The organism is Glutamicibacter sp. BS14, assembly GCF_056934375.1.
In genome coordinates, this window is sequence record NZ_JBXPBS010000002.1 from 62,262 (window position 1) to 80,356 (window position 18,095).

The following is an 18,095-nucleotide window of genomic DNA, read 5'->3' on the forward strand; positions in this document are numbered from 1 at the left end:
ATCGCTCACTGGACGGTGGGGCTAGCAAAACACTGAATCAGTAGTTAGGCTGATCTAACTACTGAAGGATGGATGCAATGAATCAGAGTCCCGGCCGGCAACGCCCGGCGCGCGGTCGGTTAATGAAGGCCGCTGCGGAATTGTTCTATGCGCAAGGAATCGCGGCCACTGGGATAGATTCGATCACTGAGAGGGCAGGTGTTGCGCGCAAGAGTCTCTATAACAATTTCACGTCCAAGGACGATCTGGTGCTCTCCTATATTGGGGACCGGCACCAGGAGTGGCTGGATTTGTACGAGCTGCGGGCCAGCACAGCGGAATCCCCAAGCGACTTGGTGCTGGCAGTTTTCGACGCATATATCGATCATGCAAATGCCGCCTACGTCCACGGATTCCGCGGGTGCGGGTTGCTTAACGCCGCCGCCGAGCTACCTGCCGGGGCTCCCGGTCGTGTGGCAGTGCGGGAGCATAAGGAGCAAGTCGAATCGATCCTGAGCTCCGGATTGGCCAAGGTCTTCGCCCCGGACCGGGCCACCGGCCTGGCGGAGCAGCTGGCGTTCATACTCGAAGGCGCGGTAGCACGCGCCGGGCTTGAGGGTTCGGCTGAGCGATTGGTCCACGCCCGGGCGATCGCCGCTTCGATGGTGGACGCGGCGTGAAGCGCCAGAGGCTGCTAGCCTTCGGAGCAATTACTCTCACTTCAATCTTGTGGGGCACCACGGGTACCGCTGCAACATTCGCGCCAAACGCGGGGCCGCTGGCGATTGGTGCCGCCGCTCTAGGGATCGGTGGCATCCTTCAAGCCCTCATCGCCATCCCCGCGTTGCGCGCCAGCCGCACGCAACTACGTGCCAATGTTCCTTTGATAGCCATCGGTGCGGTGGCCGTGGCGATCTATCCCTTGGCTTTTTACAGCTCGATGCATCTGGCCGGGGTGGCGCTTGGATCAGTGGTTTCCCTGGCGTCAGCCCCGTTGGCCTCCGGTGTGCTGGAGCGGGTCGTGCAGGGTGCCCCGCTGAGTCGGTGGTGGATGCTCGCCGCCGGACTCGGCATAATCGGCAGTGCCCTGCTGTGCCTGTCCAAGATGACCCACGAACCAGCAGATACCGCGGCAACAATATTCGGCATCGGACTTGGTCTCGTTGCTGGAGCCACCTATGCCACCTATTCCTACTGTGCACAACGGCTCATGAGCCAGGGCATTAGTCGCTCCGCCTCAATGGGTGCTGTGTTCGGCACCGGCGGCGTCTTCCTAATGCCGGTATTATTCCTAACGGGTGCCCCACTTCTCGCCAGTACCCCAGCGTTCACCGTCGCAGCTTACATGGCATTGGTCCCCATGTTCCTGGGATACCTCCTTTTCGGTTTTGGCCTTTCCAGAATCAGTGCCAGTACGGCAACCACCATCACCTTGAGTGAACCGGCCATCGCGGCGGTCCTTGCTGTGGTAATTGTCGGCGAACGCCTCAGCAGCCTAGGTTGGACGGGCCTGGGCATTATCGCCATGGCCTTGGCCGTTCTAGCAATTGCACCCACCAATACGGAAGGTACCGCGACAAAATTCGGCGACCAAGGCAAAATGCATACAGTGGCGTAGCGCCCGAGAATGGAAGCCGCTGCTACCAGTCCGCCTGCCTTGCACAGGAGCCAATTCTCGATGGGGACGACCCGAATAGTCTCACGGTCTGGCAGAGGTAGGCCCAGAATGACATTTTTGAACGTCTCGTAAGCCGGTCGCCATACAGGACACTCGATCCGTTGGCCTGTTAAGTTTTCGAAACTCCGAGTTTTCAACGATTTCAGATTCCCATATACCCCGCCCGAGAAAATGCCCGGTGAAGGGGCCTTATACGGACGCCAAAAACGGTCGTTTATGACACACTGATCCGTCGCTCGACGCGAAAATTCTCGAGAGTTGAAAAATCAACAAATTTTCAAAGTCATTTCGTCGCAAAACACAGTGCCATAAACTATGCGTCGAAATAGTGACCATTCCACAAGTATTGATACATTTAGAGTCATGGGACACCTCCTCGGGTACGCCAGAGTCTCCACCGGCGACCAAGACGCACAACTCCAACACGATGCGCTCACCGCCGCCGGCTGCTATCGCATCTTTACCGACACCGCTTCCGGAGCACTCGAATCACGTCCCGAACTCGATAAGCTCCTGGATCAGATTCGCCCCGGTGACACTCTCGTAGTCTGGCGCCTCGATCGCCTAGGCCGATCCATCCGCCACTTGATCAACCACATGGATGCACTGCAACAGCGAGGCATCGAATTCAAGTCCCTGCAGGAGAACATCGACACCAGTTCTTCCGGTGGCCGGCTCGTGTTCAACATCTTTGCTTCCCTGGCAGAGTTTGAGAGAGACCTCATCCGCGAACGCACCAACGCCGGCCTACAAGCCGCCCGAGCACGCGGTCGCACTGGAGGGCGTCCGTCTTCCCTATCCACCGATAAGCTGCGTACTGCAAAGAGACTGTACGAGCAGAAGGACATGACCGTGACTCAGATCGGTGAGGTTTTGGGCGTTAGTCGCAGCACCGTCTATCGCGCACTAAGAAAAAATGCCTCTTCCCAGACAGTGCCCTGAGTAACGGAACGAATCTGCCTGAAGGCTTATAAAGGTAGACCATTAAGCCGACCCATCAATGCTGATTCTGGGCTTTCCCACTACCGCCGAGTTAAGGCCAATGCCCCTTTACTCGATCAGACATCGACTCTCGAAACGCCATTGCAGATAAACCCACGTCCGGGAGGAAGTAGCTACACTCAGTTACTACGGTGAAAGCCATTAACGCTGCAGCGATGAGTCCACTCAAAGACGCATATCTTAAAATTACTGGTACAAGAGTGATCTACGCAGGCTCCTAGATGCCGCTCTAGATCTTCCCGAGCTGATCTCCCATCTGGACTGGACCCAGTACAAAAGAACCATCGTGGGTCAGCTAGTAAGTGCGCTTTATTCAAACCAGAACGGTCCCGCGGACCGATCCACACACATTGGAAACGCGACTCCCGAACTGATGGCACAGGGTGAGGCATATCACTTATAGTGAGCACAATAGACGCTGGACCCAGCCCTAGCCTCGGAGGCGAACTTTGCTCAAAGCAATCAAGAGAATTTCAGGAGTAGGTCTATTTTGTGATGCGACAGGTGCGTCGCAAACAGACCTCTCCGAAGTCACATTGATCTACGGTGAAAATGCAAGAGGCAAATCGACCTTGGCTAGCATCTTCGGCGCGGCCGCTACGTCTGACCCTGCACCGATCAAAGAACGTGAAACGATCGATCAGGATTTAGCGCCCGAGGTTGAGTTCCTCTTGACCAGCGGAAAGACGGTCCGCTATAAAGACGGCTCCTGGAAAGGCGATGTCACGAATCTGCGCGTATTTGATGCGGAGTTCGTTGATCGAAACGTTCACTCTGGAAGTGTCATTGACGTTGCTCACCGCCGCAACCTCCTCACTCTCGCAGTAGGGGAGGAGTCAGTAAAAGCGAAGCGTGCTCAAGAAGCACTTGCTGCTAGGCGCACTGACGCAATGGCGCGGAAAGCGTCCAATGAGACCAGAATCGGAAAGATCAGTGGTTCGATGGATGTCCAGATGTTCATTGGGCTTCCGAAGGTTGACGACGCAGACAACGAGATCGTGGCAAAGCAGAAGCAGATCGCAAGCATCCTGGCACAACACTCGATTGCAAACCAGGAAAAGCCGCGACTACACGCTCTGCCAGAGTTTGATATTGAACTCTTGCTCGAAACTCTAGAGCGTTCTCTGGAGAACTTGCACGACGAAGCGGAGGCTGCGGTACGCGAGCACATAGGTGGTCTAGATAGCCCGGGGCTAGAGGCTTGGATTGCGAAAGGGGTGCAGTTTGCTGTCAGCGGAAGTTGCCCCTTTTGTGGTCAAGAAACCAGGGAGATAGATCTAATCGCTCACTATCGGAGCGTGTTTGACGATAAGTACAGTGAACTGAAGGCTGACTTAGAGGGATCGCTACGTTCGCTAGAAAAAGCGGTGCCAGCCGATTTGGTTCAAGAGTTCGAGAAGAATCTCGCGCAGGTAAACGGTGCGATCGAACTGTGGGTATCTGGAGGCCACATAGTTGCGGCGAGCGGGTCAAGTGACGGATCGGAATTAGAACGAGTCGCGAGTGCATTCCGAGACGCAGTTAGTGGGGCAGTCGCAGGAAAGCAAGTTGACCTGAACCACGTCCCGTCGGAGGACGAGATGAAGGAGCTGAGAAGCAGTTTCGATGCCTATATCAGTGTTTTCCGCGGCGAGAACACTATTGTGCAATCAGCACTGGATGCGATTTCGCAGTACTTGGCAACTCTTGGAACTCTGGACGCCAAAGCCGCTCAGGATGAACTCGCCAGGCTTGAGTCCGCGAAGGCGCGGCATTCCAAGGAAGGAAACTTACTCGCCGCGGAACGCCAGACCATTCTCGCGGAACTAAAAGAGATCGAAGCAGAGGCAAAGTCTGCGCGCGAGCGAGAGCGAACCGAAATGGGTAAGTCGTTCGACAAATATGCCGAGAGAATCAATCATCATTTGAACGCCCAAAATGCTCGGTTTACGATAGAAGACGCAGGAATGGTCTACACAGGCGGACCTCCCGGGACGACCTACACCATAAAGATGCGCGGGCAAGTGGTCAAACTCAAAGGCGATGCCAATACCTTCAAGACCGCTCTCAGTGAAAGCGACAAGAGGAGTATGGCGTTCGCGTTCTTCCTAGCATCGACCCTTGACGATCCTAACCTCTCTGACAGGACCGTGGTCGTGGATGATCCAATGAGTAGCCTTGATCGCAGGCGCCGAAGCAAGACCCTTAGGTACTTAGCGGATATCGCACTTAAATGCGAACAGTTAATCGTGCTCGCACACGATCCAAGATTCTTGCTGGATCTTGACAGCGAAATCCGGAGACTGAAGAAACACCACGCGAGTGACGGCGGTATGCACAAGATTGCACGCACGCACCTAAAACTCGCGTCGGTAAAAACTGATCCGAATCTCGATCCGTACACAGATTTCATTGGCTGCGACCTCGCGACCGAATGCGAATCTAAATACGCTCGTAACTACCGCACCGTTTCAGACTTCGTGGCGGACCCAACGAACGATCACAAGAATGCTGCTGAGGCTGTCCGACCGCTCCTGGAAGGGTATCTGCACCGCCGCTTCCCCGGTCTCTTGAAACAAAACGGAATGCTCGGTGATTCGCTCAGCATGATTGAAAAGTCGAGCGCGCCTTCCCCGCTAGTGATCGCGAAGGATCAACTGGACGAAATGTACGACGTAGGTTACTTCGGTAACAATCCTCACCATGATGCGGATACGGACTACCAGCCGCCACTTCCTAGTCACGATGAGGCGTACGGGTACGCAGAAAAGTGCCTCAAAATAGTCCACGGACAGCGATAGCGTTCATCGGGGCTGCGCAGGTTGCCTACGAGAGATCTTGCAACAGGGCGTTTGGATCTACTTCAAGTACGCCGGCGATGGCGGGGAGGGGACTCGCGTGCGGAACACTCAAACCGCGCTCTATGCGGTTCCATGAAGACAGTGCAAGTCCCATCGCATGCGCGCAGGCTTCTTGCGACAAACGCGAAGGAGTCGCCTCCCCCAACGCCCTCACACGCACGCCAAAGGCGATGGCGAACTTCTGGTCGTTCTTCTGCTCATTCATTTACCCCACACTGTATCTGATTCGGCGCAAGTGCTAGATGAGCGTCATCATCCCGTTCGCCGGTAAGGTCGTTGGATCAATAGTGATTCTGGTACTGAGCATCGTTGCCGTAGTTCTGGTGGTGCGGAGGGCGGGCACCGTTCAGTACGGCAATAGCATCGTGGTGCAGAACCCCCTGTGGACGCTGATCTCACTGGGCATCGCTATCGCATGCTTCATCCTGCAAATCGTCTTCTTGGTGTTCTTCTTCGCGCTCGGAGGCCAGTAATGAGGCGTCTGAAAACTCATAGGTTGCAAGACGTCTCATCGCACGCCACTCCCCCGATAAAAAATCGGCGGAAACTCAACGGTCCGAAATTCTCGCAACTATGTATCGCAACCAATGACGTAGAATTATGTCTACAACATTAGTTGCGAGACACCTCTGAAGGACCGATGACCAAACTGATCGGATATGCGCGCGTATCCACCAAAGCCCAGGACGCCGGCCGGCAAATCCAAGACCTCCTCGCCGCCGGCATCCGCCGCGATGACCTCTACACCGACCATGGACTCTCCGGTGCATTGGCGAAGCGGCCAGGACTCGATAAGGCGCTCGAATCATTGCACCCGAACGATACCCTCGTGATCACCACCTTGGACCGGCTCGGACGCTCCACCCAGAAAATGCTCGAACTCGCCGAACAGCTACGCGAGCGCAATATCGGGCTGCGGGTCCTGAACCTCGGCGGTGGCGACGTGGACACCAAAACACCCATGGGCGCCATGGTCTTCACCGTCATGGCAGCACTCGCCCAAATGGAACTGGAGATCAAACGCGAACGCATTACCGATTCCGTCACCAAACGCCGCACCACCGGCGGGGACCTCGGGGGCCGACGCCCCACCTTCACCGAATCCCAAATCCGCACCGCAGCCAAGCTCATCCAGGCTGGCGAACCAGCAACCCAAGTAGCCAAAGACATGGGAATGTCCCGCGCAACCCTCTACCGCAGAATCAAATCCAACAACCTATAGATATTCCGAAAACAAAGGCATGACGGAGCATCCCTCTTTTCATAGAATTTCGGCTTTCGGATCAAGTTCGCCTATTTGCGGTATATCGATAACCTTCTGATTTGTGGCGGCGTGCTGTATCTACGAGTCACCCTTTTTTGTGCTATCAAAAGGTATGGGGCAGATTATCGCGACGAAGCGGACCACACTCTACAGAATGCTTGAGGGGACCACCCTCATAACGGCCTTGACGGAGGAACGCAGGGAAACTGATGACTACTTCACCGTCACGGATCTAAAGCTAGAGCAACAACCCGCCCGTCTTGTTGCCGGATCAATCTCGAACAGGGCCAAATGGGCGACAGATCTCAAGACTTTAACTGGCCAGGCCGTAGAATTGTGGAACAGCTCCCCGGGTGCAGTTCTCCTAATCCAAGACAGCAGCCATGCAATCTGGGCTCTAACGTGGGGCACAGGGTTCCATTTTCTTGATTCTGAAAAAATCGATTTCGGATTCGGTTCCGGCGTCGTCGCACGCTCCGCTCTCCCTTCAGAAGTGAAGTCCCTAACCAAAACTGTGCTCGATCATCGAGCTCGTGTTGACCGCAGTTCTATGCCCAACGGCAGCACTATTAGGGACCTCGGCGTTGATGGTTACGGCGAGGTGGTTAGCAGGATTGAAGCCAAAGCCAGAATTGAAGATCTGGCAGTTGGCGACAAAGTGATCCAGCTCCGAGCTGCCGACTCGTTGAACCTTCCTCTAGCAAAATCGGGCAAGGAACTGCTTTTGGACCTTAAGGTCCTTGAGGAGTTATCGAACCAGCCTGTACTTCCAGGTTTAGAGAGCTTGGAACAGCTCACTGCACTCAAACCTAAAGACAGCAAGGTCTCTGCCCTCGATCAAAAGCTCGTTGAAGCCTTCAGATCTACATCGACAAACCGTTTGGGCATCTCGTGGCCACATGACCGTCTTGATGCCTATGGACCTGTGGTGAGTGCCAAAGTTAACGGTTTAGGAGATCGAAAGCGTCGCGTATTTGAACAGACACCCGAAATCAATGAAGTTCGCGGTTGGTTTGCAGACGTAGCCGAAAAAGAGATCCTTGACCGTTTGAAAACCGTGAAGATCGAGCTACATAGTGAAGCCGACCCGCAGGCAAACACATTAGTGTCGGTCCCGGTTCCTCTACGTCGTTGGCTTGCCTTTGAAGTTGAAGAAGACGGTCAACGTTTCTGTCTGCACGATGGGAACTGGTACAAGATGGATGATAAATACCTTGCCCGGATCGACGAACGTGTTCAAGAGATACTGTCCCAGCCAGCGTCGCAGACAATGCCACCATGGGGCGAAGAATACGAAGACGCCTACAATAAACAGGCAGCGAAACATCTTTCCGGCTATTGCTTAGACCGGAAAATGATCACTACGCCGCTGCACTCCCGCGGGGGAATTGAACCATGCGATGTATTCGTCGCACCCGGCACACTGATCCATGTAAAGCGTGGCCGATCATCTGCCGATCTCAGTCATCTTCTTGCGCAAGGGCTCGTATCAACGGATGCCTTGGCACGCGACGAGAATGCACGCAAAGCGTGGAAAGACAGGATTTGGAAAGAGAGCCAGGGTCAAGTCGCAGACGCTCAACTAAAAGAAGTAATCCTCGCCATTGGCAGTCAGCATCCAATTACGGTTGATAATCTCTTCACTTTCACCAAGGTGAATCTGGTGAAGCAGTTCGATGCCCTTCGCTATCTGGACGTTCAGGTACGTGTCACGACCATCGGCTCCCCATCGCAAAATTCATGATTATAGTTTCTCCGGTGGCAATCGATAGCTAAGGGTAATCTTCCGCAGGACCCAGATGTAGGTAATGTGTCAGACTACTGGTCAAGCCCGAAAGCTTCAGAAACCTGATCGATAGTGAACTGACTTCGCAGTTTGGTCGCCGTATTCTGATTGGCGAACATCCCGGGCTTCCAAAAACCTTGCTCCCGGGACACTGCGTGAGTCCATTGAACGGGCACGGCCCATTCAGCTAAATCATCTTCTTGGTCCCCATCGTGACGATACGATCCCACGAGGGGAAGTGCTGTCAGTGCTGTCTCGGTCCCGTCGTACAGGACCGTGGTCTCATCAAACCGTTTCGCTTCACCAAGTACCGTGCCCACTCCGACGTACCCGTTTTTGGGGATACAGGTAAATACACGGGCGCCAGGCGTGAGATTCTTCAACGTACGCGAGAACCACTTCTCTCCCCCGGCGGATACGAACCCGTATTTCATTCCGTCAGCCCATTGTCTTCCGTCGGATGAATCGCCGAAGGAGACATACCAGTCCTGGCCATTCCACGGCTCACGAGATTTGCTCTTCCGTGAGGTAGCGGCCGAGATGGCGGGTTGCACTTCGTGCTCTACGAGCCAGGTGCGGGCAAGGTACGAGGCCCCGTTGTCGTGGAAGTGCCGGAAGAACACCACGTTGATCGGAACACCGAAGTCTTCGTTCAGGAACCGCACGATCCGCTCCGTTGCGGCATCAACAGATGCTGCAACAATAGTGAAAACCTGGGCGGTGTTCACCTCATCCGGCAGTGTACCGCCGAACTGTTCGTTGAAGGCTTCTTCCAACGCAATACCAGGACGATAGTTGGCGAAGATCTTGGTGATCTCTGCTCGACCCAGCGTGGCGACCCAAGAGCCGTAATCCAGCGTCTGCGCGGTGACATCGCGCGGTGTCCGATCCCGCTTGAGCTCGATCACATGGACTGCAGCAGTCTCATCGACCGCTAGCAGGTCAATGAAACCTCCATGAGCGGTCGGCACCTGGCGTCCAATAATCAGCAGAGTTTCACCCAGCATCGTTGGATCAGACTCGATATAGGACTCCAGCTGGGCTTCCAACCCAATAGCGGTGGGCGTGATGCGCGTGAGGTGCTTTCCGTCAGCACGCCATAATCCCATCTCCATACCCATTAGGAACGCTCCACAAGACGCTGCACGGCAGGATCGTACACGTAGTCGGTGATTTCGCCGGACATGATCATGCTGATCGCTTGGTTGATCACGTTCAGTGGCACGATAAACCATTCGGAGGGGTCGTAGTTTTTTCCCGCGCGATCGATTTGGGTGATATCCAGGCGGACTGAGGCGAAGACTCGGTGCAGCAGATGCTCTAGCGCCGAAGCACGCAAGTTGTATGCCCGGTAGTCGGCCACAATTTCGACCGGTGCCATCAAGTACGTGGGGCTGCCTGCCGCGTTCGCGATGCGCTTTTCGACCGTGGTGGTGCTGAACCCGATCTTGTGCAGGTTCTGGATCGAGGACACCTGTGGATCAATGCTTAATGAGCGAAGCACATAGACATGGCCGGATTCCTGATCCTCATCCCCCACCTCTGAGGCATCATGACCGGTGCGCACCACGGCTTGCCCATCACCTTCGTGCAGACGAATCGACAGCGACTGCCGATACATGGAAGATTCCGTCCCATTTTCGAAGATGACTCTCAAGCGTTGCTTCTGGCGTGCTTTACCACCAACTTCATGCACAGTGCTCTCGCCTACTTCAGCTACGAAAAGCATGACCCCGTTGAGGACAAAGAATTTTCCAGCGTCGATCGTGTGCGCACCTGGGAACTGGACTAGCTTAAAAGCACCTTCGGATAGCTCAGTATGCTTCGCCTTGAACAAAGGTTCAAAAGCTTCGAAACCGACAGCTTTCTTGCGTTTGGCAACCGATTCCGGAGCATCGGCAGTTCGCCGCTGCGGCAGGTCAGAAACGTCGAGAAGACCCAGCTCATCATCCAACAGATCCAACCCATCCGAGCTCAGCAACTCGTCCAGGGATTCCGGTGTTTCCGAGAATTCAAGCAACCCCGCGTCGTCCAGAGGCTTCAGTGCAGCGATTTTCTCTTCACTGGCCAGAATTCCTTCCAGTCGGGCACCGAGCTTACGCTCGGCAATCTCCCGAGTCGTGGAACTGGGTAGACGCCCATGAGACTTGTTGAACTCGACAATCTCCAAGAAAGCACGCTCCAACCGCCCCTGGGCGGTGATCTTCCTCGGCTTCTCAGGAGTATCAAGCAGCCCATCCAGATCAGAATCAATCAGCGACTGAATATCCAACACCGACTCAACGGCCTCAGAGCTTGGGGTCTCGTTCTCTTGTTCGCTCATGCTTCGTCGCCCACCTGTGTTGCTCGCTGCTGCGCCAAATGCTGCTGCTTCTTCCGCTGCAAGAACAACAACGCTTCAGCGTATCGCTTCTCCGTCGGGTCCTCGCTACGCACGTCGGGCTTACGCCCATTGACCTTCACCCAGGCCTGAATTTTCGGCCACAGCTGCAATGCTTCTTGCTCCGTAACCTCAACCCGGGTCGCGGTGATGGTATCCGAAATAATGCGCAGCACATTCGGGGTCACCGATTTACTCATCACTTCAAAGGCCCGCTGGAACGGATTGACCGAATCGATCAGGTTGATATCAATGTCATCGATATTGACGAACTTCTCCGCCATCCTTATGATCCGCTTGTCACCCACAGTTCGAACTTCACCATTCTTAATCACAGAATCAACCACGACCTGCTGACGGACTTCCTCAACCTGGGCTTCGGTCAGATCCGGGTATTTCTCACGGATGATCTTCGGAATCAGGACCTTGTTCGTCGTTTCCGGATCCAGGCTGCCGGCGGCCGCCTTGGCAAAGGTGTCATCCTGCAGGATCGTAGCCTTCAAATCGTTCAGATCCGTTGTCACGATCTGCTTCACCCGCGCAGTGGAAGGCTCCTTGAACCCCTTGATTTTCAGCTCGCCTGGCTTCGGTTCATCATCGTTGTCCCGCTTGGTCTTGAACGTGAAGTTCGGCGCCAACACCTGCTCCATCAGCAACGACGCAGTAATCGCTTTCAAGATGTTGTTGACCGACAGTTTCACCTCATCGGTCGCAGCATCAGGCTGGGCAATCAGGTTAGTGAACTGCGCATGGGACTTGCCCTCACTATCACGCGTCACCCGCCCAATGATCTGGATGACCTCAGTGAGCGAAGCCCGGTACCCGACGGTCAGCGCGTGCTCGGCATAGGGCCAGTCAAACCCTTCCTTCGCCATACCCAACGCAATAATGATGTCCACCGCATCACGATTCTTTGAAGCCGTGTGTGCCAGGTAGTGCAGCGTGTCTCCGCGCTTCTTCTGGTCCGTGTCATCGACCAAATCAGCCACCCGCACCATCTGTCCGGTGTCCCGACGGCGCACACTGATGATCCCGGTGTCAGGATCGGTGCTTTCAACCTGGCCGATGGCATCGATGATGAACCCGACCTCTTCGATCTTGTCCTTGGTGGACTCCCCCGAGTTCACGTTCGGGATATGCACGATCGTCTTCTTGTCCAGGTCGAGGACTTCCTCGATCGCCTCGGTGTACCGGCCCTGGTAGAAATGGTGGCCTATACCCAAGGAATGCAGGTACTCGTACCCGTTGAGCTGGTCATAGTAATTGAACGTCACCGGGGTGAACTTCGCTTCATCCTCCGGAGACAACACCGGCACAGAATCCCCACGGAAGTAGGAACCGGTCATGGCGACGATATGCACGTCCGACCCGTTCATCACATCACGCAGCAGAGCACCCAGGCGTGAGTTCTCCGTATCAGCAGAGACATGGTGGAATTCATCGATCGCCAACACCGCACCGTTGAACGCTTCGGGGGCGAGCTTCTCGAACGCGAAGCGCAGCGTCGCATGAGTACACACCAACACCGCATCGGGACCCTGAAGAAACTTGATGAACGCATCCACCTTGCCCGCCGAGGAACCGGCATCGCACAGGTTGTGTTCTTCCTTGATGTCCCAGTCAGCCCAGAAACCGAACTTGGTCAGGTTCGTGGATGCGAACGACGCACCGATGGAGCGTTCTGGGACAGCGACGATGACCTTTTTGCGGCCTTGGTTGTAGAGCTTGTCCAGCGCAACGAACATCAGCGCACGGGACTTACCGGAGGCCGGCGGAGCTTTCACCAGCAAGTGCTGGGCCTCGCGCTGGGCGAACACCCGTTGCTGCATCTCACGCATCCCCAACGCATCGGTATTCACTGACGCCTTCGTCTGGGCGTAGGAGACGTTGACGATGTTCAATGGCTTCTTCATCGCGTTCACTTGGCTACTGCTTTCTTCGGCGCACGAGACTTCTTGACCGGTGCTTTCGCTGCCTCTTCAGCGCTCATCTGCTCATAGAGGGCAAACAAATCGGACAGGCGCTGCTCGTCCGTCTCATAGGGCTTCTTGGAATAGATCGAATCCACCAGTGCGTCCACCGCAGCGTGCGCATCCCGGAGGTCCTGGGGCATCACATCCGGGTCATACAACTCAGCCAGCGTTTTCTCACAGTGGTACTCACGCACATCCAACACCCGCAGAGCCGCAACCGTCAGCTTCTCCTTCATCGCATCGGATAAAGGAGGGACCGGGAAGTTGTTGTAAACAATCGTGTTCGAGTAACGAATACGATCTTCGAGTGCTCCAGCTACCGCCCGTGTCCATGACATGTGAATACGGGAAACGATAAGAGCAAACGTCCACGGTTCTGCTCCGTAAATTGCACTTGCGGAGTCCCCGATGACAGTGTCCGGACCCAGATAACCCATAGGAATATATTTACGACGCTCCGATGAGTGCCGAGGAATTAAAATTGATTCCGTGGGGCGATACCTAACTTCCGCGAACCGCCATGGCACTTGTGCGAGTTTTTGAGTTGCCGGGCGTCCGCTCTTAGCCCGGTGTTCGTAGACTCTTCGTATCCGAAGATCCAGCTCGAAGATTTGGCGCGCTTCTTGAATGTTGTCCTCAGTAATCCAAATCGCATACTTTTCAATTCCATCGATAAATTCCTCGGTGCCAGTAAAATTTTTCGTGAATTTAAGTATGCGCTCGTCGGCACTGATAATGCGCTGCCGCTCATGCGACTTCAGCAAGAAATTGCCAGCGTCGTTCGGCATACTACCGTTAGAGATCGGTGGCAGCGATGACAGAGGCTTTCTTCGGTCAGTTATAAAAACATTGCTACCATCGGCAAGGTATCCGTTGATATTCGTCGCAGAGATTTCAAGCCCTTCAGCAAATATGACTTTCTCTCGAGAGTGAACGTTCCGCAAATTGATAACACATACCGTGACACCAGCATTTCGTTTCGCATTATTGGTCCATTTGAAGGATGTGTACGCATATCCGATTTCAAGGCCTAAGTCGAAAATTAGCGGAAATAGAAGACGAACCTGCTGCCCCTGAGTGATCGAGTTCGTCGTTACAAAGGCTAACTCTGCTTTACTTCGTTCGATGTAGTCAGCTCCCTTGACGAACCACAATGCGATGTAGTCAAGGTTCTTACTGTAAGGACGACGACCAAAAACGAAGTCATAGTCTTCCTTCTGCTCTTTCGTCTGAACTTTTGAACCCACGTATGGCGGGTTTCCGATGAGGTAGATCTCACCACCGTCATTCGGACAGACCATATTCCAATCGACGCGCGTAGCGTTGCCTTGCACGATTTGCCCGGCTTCTTTCAAAGGGATCAGTTCAATCTTGAGGTTGAACTTCTCGAAGAATTCAGCGTTCATCTGATGCTTGGCAATCCACAACGACAGGATCGCGACTTCTACCGCGAAGTCGTCGATCTCGATCCCGTAGAAGTTCTCAATATTGATACGGGACTCCAAGGAGATCCGCTGGTGTTTGACGCTCAAATCACCGAGACGTTCAAGGACAGCGTGCTCTAACCGACGCAATTCCTTGTACGCGATGACCAAGAAGTTTCCTGACCCACAGGCCGGATCGAAGATTTTGATCTTGCCGATCCGGTCCAGGAGCTTCTCTAACTGGGGCACCGAGTTGTAGGCGTTGCCGAATTTTTCCTTCAGTTCGTCCATGAACAGCGGCTCAATGGTTTTCAGGATGTTCGGTACCGAGGTGTAATGCTGCCCCAGGTTCGATCGCTTACCAGGGGTGACGATCGCTTGGAACATCGACCCGAAAATATCTGGATTGATCTCACGCCAGATCAACGATCCGGCCTCAATCAACAGTTCACGTGCTTTCTTCGTGAACTGAGGGAGAGTCTGGTCCGCGGTAATTTGGAAAAGCCGGCCATTGACGTACGGGAACGCTGCCAGATGAGCAGGTTTCGCAGAGGCGAATTGCGTATCCAACGCAGTGAACAGGTCAGTAAGGAATTCAGCAACATCCGAACCATCAGTTTGGGTATGCGAGCCCACAGCGTTGGTGAACTGGTTCTCGGTAAAGATTCCGGTGTCTTCGGCGAAGAAGCAGAACAGCAACCGCGTGAAGAACGTGTTCAGAGCATGGCGGCCCGTAGGGTCATCGAAGAGCCCAGGATTGGCTTGGAGAAGCTCGTCGAAGAGTTTGCCCATGCGTTCTGCCGCTTTGACATCAGCGTGTGCTTCGGCAGCATACTGGGCTTTTTCCATGCCCGCCCAGGGAAGGAAGAACGTGAAGTGCTGATCGATCTCCCGGATGGGGATCATCAGAGTCTCATTCGTCTTGGTATCGATTGCCACCAGTTCGGCGAAGTCGGTGACGATGACGAACCGGGTGTTGTAGCGCACCACTGTCGGGGACGTGCGGAGTTCTTCAATGACCGTGAGAGGGTCCTTGGTGGTTTCCTTGAAGTAGACCACATTCTTCTGGGCCACTTCAGTCGTTGGATCTTCTGCAACGTTCAAAGAGCCATTGCGCAACCGGGTGATATTGCCCTGGGCTCTGCCATAAGCCGCCAGCAGGTCGAAGATGAATTCCCGAGTGTAGGCTTCCTGCCCCCCGATGGGAGCGACACGTTCCTCGACAGCTTTGAGGTTGAGCTTTACCAAAGCAACTCCTTCTACCGAGCCCCTGGCTTCGGCCTCATGACAAACCCTTGCACATCACAGCGAAAACAGGGGAGCGGGATTCGCAAGGCGCACCTACCCGAATCTTACCGGTGTGCTGGGGCAACTTGATATTCCACGACCTTCAAAGAGGCACCTCGAACTCCTGCGGTGCTGGAAGAAGAATGAGTTCGCAAATGTCCCGGAAACGCTAGTTCGATCTTTTAGTCAGCCTCGATATCGGTACCTGGTTCCGGGAAACTGAAAACAGCAAGATCGTGCCATTCACGCGCACAGCTTTGATGTCGCGGTCTTTCAACCCGAAAACGATCGTTTTTGAATCATCTACACTACTCAAAGCATCGACTGTTCAAAATTTTTTAATTGCGCTCAATACCTCGTCAAATACGGATTAAATGTTAAAGCTCAGTATAAGCTGATCAATATGATTGACTAAGGCAACTAACAGATCGATGGGTGAAACTTTTGAAAAAATCACTTCAATTGCTCTCGGCGCTCTTCTGCTAGGTAGCTCGTTGCTGAGCGCGCCAGCTAATGCAGCCCAGATGGAGCCAGAAAATTTCGTAGAAACACAGGCAGTCCCAGCCTATGCTGTCGGGGAAAGTGGAGAACGGTTCTACTTTGACAACATTGAACAGAAGTTAGGGGTCGCGCAACCCGCAGCATACTGGTCACCCTGTGGCGTTTTCGATAAGAACGAAAAGCTCGTCAGAACTTTCAGTAGGCAAACGGTTAAAGGAGTCTCGGGACGTACAGCCTATCTACGTTGTGGCACAAACAAAGTCGTCAAAGGTAAAAATATCGGTTGGGGCTATCGGCATATCAAAGCTGGCCACATGAACGACTGGAACAACCAGGCGGAATCCTTAGGTGCGAACTGGAGGGACTTCGCGGATTGGGCAACAAACGAAGCCTTAAAATGGTCATGCCTAAAGAAATACCAAAGCGGCAATAAAACTATTCGGTACGGTGGGGTTTATGAACTTCGAGATTCCCGTGGGCGGATCATAAAAAAAGTCGGCGTCACGGCATCAGTTTCAGCCACAAATTCCCGTCTCATCACATCTCATCCCGACAGTGTGAACCGAGCTTGCGGTAAATAATCAAGCTTCGCTGGTAAGTTCTAACAAGAAGGGCTATGGCGCATGTGCGCCATAGCCCTTCTCAGTCTTCTGCTTCTATTCTCATACTTGCCCCGTACATGGTTCCCCGTGAACCAGTGAAAGTATGAAGAGCTGCTATCAACTCCGAGAACGCATACTGTTCGCCGCCGGTAAAGCCTCGCGGCATTCTAATCCCGTTCAAACCGGCAAGTTCATTTTCCGTAACCCTCCATTTGACGACCGCCGTGCCATTATCGTCAAAATTGGGATATTCGATATAGATTCCCCACGGAGTTAGGCGAGCTTCATACCCACGTTCGTTCACTAGGTAATCAACATACCTTTGACGCTTAAATGTCTCCATAGAATAATCCTAAGTCCTCCAAGCAAACAATCTAGTTACGGTAGCGAAGATCTCTGATAATGAATTCCGACAGGTTACGATTGCGATGGACCCAAGGATCTTTTTTCGCCACGAACTGTCATTGTTAGAGCTTTCTCACAGTTAGCATCATACGAACCCCAGCAGCGCCAAGGGTTAACTCTGATACCTCCACGTGGTCTTACTCCTTTAAGATGATGTGCCCATGATAGGTGTTCCTCGTGGCCTGGCAAGTGATATTCGCTTATCAGAGGCCATGCACGGGCCACGATCCGCCGTCGAAGGAGAACTCAGGTACCGCAGCTTGTGGCTTGTGTGCGGGAGGTCGTTTGGTTCCTGCTGTCCACGTGGGTGCAGGAAAAGCAGCGCAGCGATTGGGCTTTTGCTGTGCACAGGTGGGCAGGAGGCTTAACCGCGATGCCCTGGTTTCGTCGCGGTTGATTCGGCTTCGGGTAGGGTTTCCATCCAGCAGGTCGCGTTGATCGCGACCTGTAGCGCTGCCAGGGCTTGGGCGACGGCTGGTTTCGTGTCGGGGTAGTCCTTGTTCCACGAGTCGGTGCTCATAGTGATGCGGCCGGTCTTCGCGAGGTCTTCCAGCTCGTTGGCCAGCGCTTTGAGGTCTTCGTAGATCTCTGAGGCGTTGCGAGTCATGGTTCCTGTCCTTCGGTGGTGGGGTACGGAGGAAGATTATCGAACGTCACCGACAAGTGCGGCAACCACGTCCCGTAGGTCTCCCCTTTCTCGTCCTCCCAGACCACGTGCACTAAGTGCGGGGTGCGGGCGGTGGCCTGTCCGTGAATTTGTGGGGTTCCGGTGGGCGTATGAATGAGAGCGGTTACGGCTTGATGTGGCTGGATGGGGTGGCCTGGGTAGTCTCCGGGCTGTAGCCGCATCACTCGATAGGGTTTGCTCTGGTGAGTGAAAACGTCCCAGGGGTTCGGTACCGGGGGTGAGGTTTGAGCGCGGCGGCCGGGGGAGCTGGCGGCGGAGGCCGCCGCGCGCGATTTCTGCAACCGCT

General features: G+C 54.2%; 15 protein-coding genes. 8 read left to right on the forward strand and 7 right to left on the reverse strand.

The window, feature by feature from the left end; genetic code table 11:
• Positions 1–68 precede the first annotated feature (68 nt).
• From AC1Z36_RS18140 to AC1Z36_RS18155, 4 genes are all read left to right on the forward strand, one after another.
• On the forward strand, positions 69–659 hold the full coding sequence (locus tag AC1Z36_RS18140; protein ID WP_483562014.1) for a TetR/AcrR family transcriptional regulator: 591 nt from the start codon (positions 69–71) through the stop codon (positions 657–659).
• Positions 656–1,597 (forward strand): DMT family transporter, encoded by a 942-nt coding sequence (locus AC1Z36_RS18145; RefSeq protein WP_483562015.1) that lies wholly within the window; start codon positions 656–658, stop codon positions 1,595–1,597. Before AC1Z36_RS18140 ends, AC1Z36_RS18145 begins: the two co-directional genes overlap by 4 nt.
• A gap of 423 nt (positions 1,598–2,020) precedes the next feature.
• Positions 2,021–2,599, forward strand: a complete 579-nt coding sequence (locus AC1Z36_RS18150) for a recombinase family protein (protein WP_483562016.1) — start codon at positions 2,021–2,023, stop codon at positions 2,597–2,599.
• Between the two features lie 509 nt (positions 2,600–3,108).
• Positions 3,109–5,439 (forward strand): AAA family ATPase, encoded by a 2,331-nt coding sequence (locus AC1Z36_RS18155; RefSeq protein ID WP_483562017.1) that lies wholly within the window; start codon positions 3,109–3,111, stop codon positions 5,437–5,439.
• A 25-nt stretch (positions 5,440–5,464) separates the two neighbouring features.
• Here AC1Z36_RS18155 and AC1Z36_RS18160 read toward each other — a convergent pair whose 3' ends face one another.
• Complete coding sequence (locus AC1Z36_RS18160) at positions 5,465–5,704, reverse strand: helix-turn-helix domain-containing protein (RefSeq protein WP_483562019.1); 240 nt, start codon at positions 5,702–5,704, stop codon at positions 5,465–5,467.
• Positions 5,705–5,741: 37 nt separating this feature from the next.
• Here AC1Z36_RS18160 and AC1Z36_RS18165 point away from each other — a divergent pair, with 37 nt between their 5' ends.
• From AC1Z36_RS18165 to AC1Z36_RS18175, 3 genes are all read left to right on the forward strand, one after another.
• Positions 5,742–5,972, forward strand: a complete 231-nt coding sequence (locus AC1Z36_RS18165) for a hypothetical protein (RefSeq protein ID WP_483562020.1) — start codon at positions 5,742–5,744, stop codon at positions 5,970–5,972.
• A 167-nt stretch (positions 5,973–6,139) separates the two neighbouring features.
• Complete coding sequence (locus AC1Z36_RS18170) at positions 6,140–6,721, forward strand: recombinase family protein (protein WP_483562022.1); 582 nt, start codon at positions 6,140–6,142, stop codon at positions 6,719–6,721.
• A gap of 196 nt (positions 6,722–6,917) precedes the next feature.
• Positions 6,918–8,507, forward strand: a complete 1,590-nt coding sequence (locus tag AC1Z36_RS18175) for a DUF6119 family protein (protein WP_483562023.1) — start codon at positions 6,918–6,920, stop codon at positions 8,505–8,507.
• 74 nt (positions 8,508–8,581) lie between these two features.
• Here AC1Z36_RS18175 and AC1Z36_RS18180 read toward each other — a convergent pair whose 3' ends face one another.
• From AC1Z36_RS18180 to AC1Z36_RS18195, 4 genes are read right to left on the reverse strand one after another with little or no spacing between them, the layout of a single operon-like run.
• Positions 8,582–9,670: a hypothetical protein gene (locus tag AC1Z36_RS18180; RefSeq protein ID WP_483562024.1), complete on the reverse strand. Its 1,089-nt coding sequence runs from the start codon at positions 9,668–9,670 to the stop codon at positions 8,582–8,584.
• The gene (locus AC1Z36_RS18185) at positions 9,670–10,872 is read right to left on the reverse strand and encodes a GIY-YIG nuclease family protein (protein WP_483562025.1); all 1,203 of its coding nucleotides are present in this window, start codon (positions 10,870–10,872) and stop codon (positions 9,670–9,672) included. The genes AC1Z36_RS18180 and AC1Z36_RS18185 overlap by 1 nt, the downstream gene beginning before the upstream one ends.
• Positions 10,869–12,842 carry a DEAD/DEAH box helicase gene (locus tag AC1Z36_RS18190; protein ID WP_483562051.1) on the reverse strand — a complete coding sequence of 658 codons (1,974 nt, stop codon included), beginning with the start codon at positions 12,840–12,842 and terminating at the stop codon, positions 10,869–10,871. Before AC1Z36_RS18190 ends, AC1Z36_RS18185 begins: the two co-directional genes overlap by 4 nt.
• A gap of 5 nt (positions 12,843–12,847) precedes the next feature.
• Positions 12,848–15,574, reverse strand: a complete 2,727-nt coding sequence (locus AC1Z36_RS18195; protein ID WP_483562026.1) for a DNA methyltransferase — start codon at positions 15,572–15,574, stop codon at positions 12,848–12,850.
• 470 nt (positions 15,575–16,044) lie between these two features.
• Here AC1Z36_RS18195 and AC1Z36_RS18200 point away from each other — a divergent pair, with 470 nt between their 5' ends.
• Positions 16,045–16,695, forward strand: coding sequence for a hypothetical protein (locus AC1Z36_RS18200; protein ID WP_483562027.1), 651 nt, complete (start codon positions 16,045–16,047; stop codon positions 16,693–16,695).
• A gap of 61 nt (positions 16,696–16,756) precedes the next feature.
• Here AC1Z36_RS18200 and AC1Z36_RS18205 read toward each other — a convergent pair whose 3' ends face one another.
• Both AC1Z36_RS18205 and AC1Z36_RS18210 read right to left on the reverse strand, forming a co-directional pair.
• Positions 16,757–17,059 carry a hypothetical protein gene (locus tag AC1Z36_RS18205; RefSeq protein ID WP_013350251.1) on the reverse strand — a complete coding sequence of 101 codons (303 nt, stop codon included), beginning with the start codon at positions 17,057–17,059 and terminating at the stop codon, positions 16,757–16,759.
• 426 nt (positions 17,060–17,485) lie between these two features.
• The gene (locus tag AC1Z36_RS18210) at positions 17,486–17,728 is read right to left on the reverse strand and encodes a hypothetical protein (protein ID WP_483562028.1); all 243 of its coding nucleotides are present in this window, start codon (positions 17,726–17,728) and stop codon (positions 17,486–17,488) included.
• Positions 17,729–18,095: the final 367 nt, after the last annotated feature.